This window comes from Halobacillus sp. BBL2006 (assembly GCF_000786645.1).
In the GTDB taxonomy this organism is placed as follows: domain Bacteria; phylum Bacillota; class Bacilli; order Bacillales; family Halobacillaceae; genus Halobacillus.
On sequence record NZ_JRNX01000169.1, the window covers coordinates 1 to 5,893 of the forward strand.

A 5,893-nucleotide genomic window follows, 5' to 3' on the forward strand; every position below is an offset into this window, starting at 1 on the left:
TTCTTTTTCCGCCCGCCTGCAACAATTGACTTGAAGCCTCTCTCAACACAGGGTTATCTGACTGAATCGTCTCGTTGACAGCATTCTCAATTGTTGTGAGGTCTTGTTTTAAAAAAGAATAAATCATAGCTAATTTCATGGCTTTCATCCCTAACTATTGCTTTTCACCCATATGCATGGCCGCAACGCCACCCGTATAGGATTTCACTTGAACTTCACGTAACCCTACTTCTTCAAACATTTCCTTCAACTCGTTCTTACCAGGAAAGTCTTTGGCTGATTCTTGCAACCAGCTGTATTCTTGATAACTTTTTGCGAATACCTTCCCGAATATTGGCATGATGTTGCTGAAATAGAAATAGTAAACTGCTTTGAATAGAGGGTTTGTTGGCTGCGATGTTTCAAGGCAGACTACTTTGCCTCCAGGTTTTACAACTCTATGCATTTCCTTCAACACCTGTAAGTAGTCCGGAACGTTTCTAAGTCCGAATCCGATCGTGACATAATCAAACCGATTATCTTCAAATGGAAGCTGCATTGCGTTGCCATGTTCGAACTCGACCTGTTTTATGTGTGAAGCCATTTTCTTTTTAATACCGACAGACAGCATGTTAACACTAAAATCCAGTCCGATTACTTTTCCTTTTGGTCCTACGGCCTCTGCAAGGGTCATAGTCCAGTCTCCTGTGCCGCAACAAACATCTAAAGCTTCATCCCCTTTAGATACTTGCATACGTCTCATAACATCCTTACGCCACAGGCGATGCTGTTGAAAAGAAATAATCGAATTCATTTGATCATAACGGTTGTATATTTTTTCAAATACGTGGTGAACACGTTCTTCTTTAGTTTGTTGTTCCATTCTTACCCTTCTTCCGCTATCTTTCTCTGATTGAATTGATGGTGTATGGCTGAATGGACATAGGATTTAAGCCAATTGAAATGAATCGGTAATTGAGAGACGGTCACCTCTAAACGGTGTACATGACTTTGTAACATCTGCTCAATACTCACCATGACTTGTCCACTGTTTCCAAGAATCCCTGACCGGTTCATCAACACATCGATAAGCAGTGAAAACTTTCCTTCCTGGTAACTATTTTTTTCTTCAAGCAATTTTTTAGCAAGTAACCATTCGCCTGCCATGTCGTTGATAGTCGTCTTTTGTACGTATGACGCAACTCTTTGGATCAATAAGGATTCAATTTTTTTCAAACCATTTAAAAATTCCTGAAACGATTCCACATCTTTATAGTACAGTTCCATCTTTAATTCATTGATTTCTTTAATTGCGCCTGCAAGTGTGTGGATCATTGGTATATCATCAAGTTGAGATAACAGATAATAATACAAACCGCTGTAATAATCGCCAGCTAAGACAGTCAGCTGCCGCTGCCGGATAGTATCTTGATCGTCGTCTGCTTCTGTCAAGGAAACGAGATCATGGGTGTCTAAAGCAATTTGTACGAGCATTGTCGTAATGATATATTGCTCTTTCTTAACAGATGAAAGGTTCGTATGATCCATAATTGACGCTAAGATGACCAGCTTGTCTTCATCAATGGTCGGTTCAGGTATAAATCGTGCCAAAAAAGGATGGAGAACTTTTGATGCAATTTTTTCTTTAAGTAGTTTGATATCGTTATCTGATGAATTCAACTCGATCACCCGATCCCTTCGTGAACGCTAATAAACCACACTCATTATAGCATAATTCGCCATTTCGCGCTTACTATGTAAACTCGACAAGCAGAGCTTATTCCTCTGCTTCGTTTGTCATTTCTCCATGACTGGTTTGGATCACTGCTTTTCCACGAACCTTCACAGCTGATGTATGTTCTGTGAACTGGGCGATCATTACCTCTCCACGATCCAATTTCTCAGAGTGATGGAACCTCGTATCCGTTCCTCTTGTCAATCCAATGACATTCACGCCGTCTTCTAAGGCCTTAATAACAAAGAAATCGTTTATTGATGTAGTCATAATATTCAAGTCACCTTCCTCTACTTCTACTATCTCTTACAAGTAAGTTGATGTCAAAAATTCGATTCGTTTATAGTTATACCCAAAAATAAGAAAAAAGGGTGCAATCTGCACCCTTTTTAGCCCTATGTAGCTTATTATTTAACCGCATCTTTAAGGGCTTTACCTGGTTTGAAAGCTGGAACTTTGCTTGCAGAGATTTCGATCTCTTCACCAGTTTGTGGGTTACGGCCTTTACGTGCCGCACGCTCACGAACTTCAAAGTTTCCGAACCCGATAAGTTGGACTTTCTCACCATCTTTAAGTGAATCCATGATAGATTCGAATACAGAATCTACAGCTTGTGTAGCGTCTTTCTTAGAAAGATCAGTTTTTTCAGATACTGCGTTGATTAGATCTGTTTTGTTCATGACATTCACCTCCTCCCGAGAGGGTTAATCTCATTCAAGTGCACCGAAGTCCACTTCAAATGTTTATTTAGCAGTCATCAATTGATGACACGCCTTATATTAAACGAGTTTCTAACGAAATTCAATAGACAATCCTTTAACAATCGCGTAACAAAGCGATTTTCAAGGTGAATTCCGCTTCAGTTCAAGAGTAGCTTACCACAATATAATCTAGTGTGCAAGAAGCTGCAACCCTTGTCATGACAGGATTTTACCAGTTTTTTTATCCTGTTATCGGATATTACGACATGGAGGAGGTGAAACCCTTTATTTTAATTAATTTTTTTCGAAAAAAAATTAAAAACGGCCCACTCGGAGCCGTTATAGTATGATTGCGATCATACCACCAGAGCCTTCGTTAATAATGCGCTCTAGTGTTTCCTGTAATTTATACCTCGCATTTTCAGGCATTAGTGCCAGCTTAGCTTGGATGCCTTCACGAACGATGGAACTTAGCGAACGACCAAATATATCGGAGTTCCAAATGGATAATGGATCCTCCTCAAAGTCCTGCATCAAATATCTTACAAGTTCTTCGCTCTGTTTCTCTGTACCAATAATTGGTGAAAACTCGGATTGGACATCTACTTTCACCATATGAATGGATGGGGCAACTGCTTTCAAACGAACTCCAAATCTCGAACCTTGTCTAATGATTTCAGGTTCATCCAGCCTCATATCTTCAAGCGTAGGTGCTGCGATACCATAACCCGTTTGTTTCACCATTTGGAGCGCATCAGCTACTTGATCGTATTCCCGTTTTGCATGGGAGAAGTCTTGCATAATTTCAAGAAGATGATCTTTCCCACGAATTTCTTCCCCTACGATTTCCTTCAGGACATGGTCATATAGATATTCAGGGGCTTGCAAGTCAATCTCGGCAACACCTTCCCCAAGATCCATTCCGGAAATATGAGCTCCTGTGATATATTCGTAGTTATCGAAATTGCCTACTACTGTATCTACATCACGAAGCCGTTTAATATCTTTAACCGTTTCTTCAATAGCATTTTGAAAACTGTCTCGGAGCCAATGTCTTGAATCAAGCACCATCACCCAACTAGGCAAATTCACATTGACTTCAAGCACAGGGAATTCAAATAACGCTTCTCTTAGGACGCTTTGCACGTCTTGTTCGCGCATGCTTTCTACCGACAGAGCAAGCACTGGGATATCATATTTCTCTGCTAATTGATTGCGTAAACGCTCAGTTCGTTCTGCATGAGGTTGTGCTGAGTTGACGATCATGATGAAAGGCTTACCGACTTCCCTCAATTCTTCGACAACCTTCTCCTCTGCCTCTACATAGTCTTCACGAGCAATATCGCCAATTGTACCATCCGTCGTCACGACAATCCCTATCGTTGAATGTTCTTGAATGACTTTTTGTGTCCCGATTTCAGCCGCTTCATGAAAAGGTATTGCCTCTTCATACCACGGTGTGTGAATCATACGCGGTCCATGTTCATCCTCGTAACCGATCGCTCCCTTAACGGCATATCCTACACAGTCAACCATCCTTACTCGAATATCTAAATGGTCGTCAATATTGATCGTAGCAGCCTGATTCGGAACAAACTTCGGTTCGGTCGTCATAATCGTTTTACCGGCAGCACTTTGAGGAAGCTCATCCATCGCTCGTTCTCGTTCAGATTCCTCTTCCATATTCGGCAGAACCACAAGTTCCATGAATTTTTTTATAAATGTGGATTTGCCGGTACGAACGGCTCCAACGACACCTAAATAAATATCCCCATTCGTCCGTTTGGAAATATCACTAAAGATATCTACCTTTTCCAAAGGATCCCCTCCCAAATAAAAATTTCACCAACATACAAGCCTAGACAATCTAATTCTATGATGTTGTCCTAGAGAAATATGCAAGAAATTCTAGAAGTAAATAGAAAACAGCGGTAATGATCAGGTTACGGGAAAGGTTACACTGGTATTTTATGAATCTATAATCAAACTCATTCAAATCTTCCCACTTTTGTACTTCCAATAGAAAAACCGCTTCCCCCAAAAGGAAAGCGGCCTTACTTATGAATTGTATTCGCTCATGAAAATTGGTTCACCATCTTTTACTGTATAGGCTTCAGAATAGCCAGGCACAAACGGAGCATGATCTGTCAGTAAATAGCGGATGTCATCTCCGCTTTCATAGGAATGTTCTTTGTTCTGCAAATAATCATACAAATCTTTTCTATAATCGATTAACACTTCTCCCTTTTCGTTCAAGTAGACAGGAAGCATTTGCTGAGAATAAGGACTGTCAATCATCGGTTCTTCTTCCAAACCAATTTTCTCGTAGTCCAACGCGTACACACCGCGGGCAATCTGGTCTCCCAGTGGAGGGTAACGGTTGCTGTCCTGATAAAATTTCACTTTTAATTGTAAAGAGCGTAATTCTTCTGTTGTCCTTAAATCCAGCACTTTGACTGTAGGATTAGTTTCAGGATGGATAATCACGTATTGGTAATGACCACCATTTTCAAATGATGTCCCGGGCAGTTCACCGATTAAACCCCGTTCCTTCAATTTACTAAAGTCAAGCTGATATTTCTGAAAGATAGGTGTTTCTTGCGGTTTTGTTTTTATTGGCAAAAGTCCACCAGAATCCTTTTGGAATTGCTCAACAGCATTCTGAACCGAATCTAATTGCACTTGATTAGGTACTTGATTTTTCTTAAGCTGACTACTTGGATATAGACAACCCGACAGTACAATCATAAGTAGAGACAGGATCAGTAATTTCAGCCATTTCATATTGGTCCCCCCTTTTCCTTATGCTGTCGGTCCACTGAAGACAATATAAAAAATAATGATTCCGCCCAGAATCATGAACGCATAGGCAAAGAATGCGACGATTCCCGATAATAGGCCGGAAAGTTTATGTCTGCTTAAATAGATCAGTCCCATCGCAAGAAAAAGAAAAATAATTCCTGCGAAAGAAATGTACATTTTGAGCATTGATTCAGACATAGGTGTTCCCCCTTTATGTACATTTTACTTCTGGTATTATATCACAGGTATTAGTAGTAGCGTAAGTGCCTGAACAAGGCATGGCAGCAGAAGATGAGGGACGAAACGGGATTCCTTTGCAGATTGAGATGTTTTCTTTATTAGCTCTGAGCTAAAGATAACTAAAAGTGTAAGTGCCTCATTCAACCCACTGAAAGCCTAAGACCAAAAATTTAATAGAATTAAGCTTCATAGCTTAAGATAATATTAGACACAAAAACCGGAGCATAAAGGTATGCCCCGGTTGACTAAATAATTCCCGTTCAGCTCATGTATAATCATTGCTGCGAGTTATTGTATGCATTTTATTGAAGGACTGCCTCCTCAGGCGCCCACTTTCCGTTCAACCTTTTAAAAACTTCCCTAAAGTGTTCATATCCAAAGGCATATTTTGTTTCGTAATTGCTTCGACAATTTTGTCTTCTTTTTTCTTGGATAC

General features: G+C 40.2%; 8 protein-coding genes. All 8 read right to left on the reverse strand.

From position 1 onward, the window contains the following. Positions 1 to 154: 154 nt before the first annotated feature. Complete coding sequence (gene menG / locus LD39_RS06050) at positions 155 to 862, reverse strand: demethylmenaquinone methyltransferase (protein ID WP_035543992.1); 708 nt, start codon at positions 860 to 862, stop codon at positions 155 to 157. 2 nt (positions 863 to 864) lie between these two features. Further along, positions 865 to 1,668 carry a heptaprenyl diphosphate synthase component 1 gene (locus LD39_RS06055; RefSeq protein ID WP_035543995.1) on the reverse strand — a complete coding sequence of 268 codons (804 nt, stop codon included), beginning with the start codon at positions 1,666 to 1,668 and terminating at the stop codon, positions 865 to 867. 88 nt (positions 1,669 to 1,756) lie between these two features. Continuing rightward, positions 1,757 to 1,984, reverse strand: a complete 228-nt coding sequence (mtrB, locus tag LD39_RS06060) for a trp RNA-binding attenuation protein MtrB (RefSeq protein ID WP_035543997.1) — start codon at positions 1,982 to 1,984, stop codon at positions 1,757 to 1,759. Positions 1,985 to 2,121: 137 nt separating this feature from the next. Continuing rightward, positions 2,122 to 2,394: an HU family DNA-binding protein gene (locus LD39_RS06065; RefSeq protein WP_014643523.1), complete on the reverse strand. Its 273-nt coding sequence runs from the start codon at positions 2,392 to 2,394 to the stop codon at positions 2,122 to 2,124. A gap of 360 nt (positions 2,395 to 2,754) precedes the next feature. Further along, positions 2,755 to 4,233 (reverse strand): stage IV sporulation protein A, encoded by a 1,479-nt coding sequence (gene spoIVA / locus LD39_RS06070; RefSeq protein ID WP_035544000.1) that lies wholly within the window; start codon positions 4,231 to 4,233, stop codon positions 2,755 to 2,757. A gap of 240 nt (positions 4,234 to 4,473) precedes the next feature. Beyond that, positions 4,474 to 5,199, reverse strand: coding sequence for a hypothetical protein (locus LD39_RS06075; RefSeq protein WP_035544001.1), 726 nt, complete (start codon positions 5,197 to 5,199; stop codon positions 4,474 to 4,476). An 18-nt stretch (positions 5,200 to 5,217) separates the two neighbouring features. Continuing rightward, positions 5,218 to 5,415 (reverse strand): DUF2768 domain-containing protein, encoded by a 198-nt coding sequence (locus LD39_RS06080; RefSeq protein ID WP_035544003.1) that lies wholly within the window; start codon positions 5,413 to 5,415, stop codon positions 5,218 to 5,220. Between the two features lie 382 nt (positions 5,416 to 5,797). After that, on the reverse strand, positions 5,798 to 5,893 hold a 96-nt coding region (locus tag LD39_RS23875; RefSeq protein WP_035544005.1), incomplete at its 5' end, for a stage VI sporulation protein F.

What these genes read in the sequence shown, in the direction of transcription:
- menG (WP_035543992.1), bottom strand. Translation starts at nt 862, where the DNA reads ATGGAACAACAAACTAAAGAAGAACGTGTTCACCACGTATTTGAAAAA.
- mtrB (WP_035543997.1), bottom strand. Translation starts at nt 1,984, where the DNA reads ATGACTACATCAATAAACGATTTCTTTGTTATTAAGGCCTTAGAAGAC.
- LD39_RS06065 (WP_014643523.1), bottom strand. Translation starts at nt 2,394, where the DNA reads ATGAACAAAACAGATCTAATCAACGCAGTATCTGAAAAAACTGATCTT.
- LD39_RS06075 (WP_035544001.1), bottom strand. Translation starts at nt 5,199, where the DNA reads ATGAAATGGCTGAAATTACTGATCCTGTCTCTACTTATGATTGTACTG.
- LD39_RS06080 (WP_035544003.1), bottom strand. Translation starts at nt 5,415, where the DNA reads ATGTCTGAATCAATGCTCAAAATGTACATTTCTTTCGCAGGAATTATT.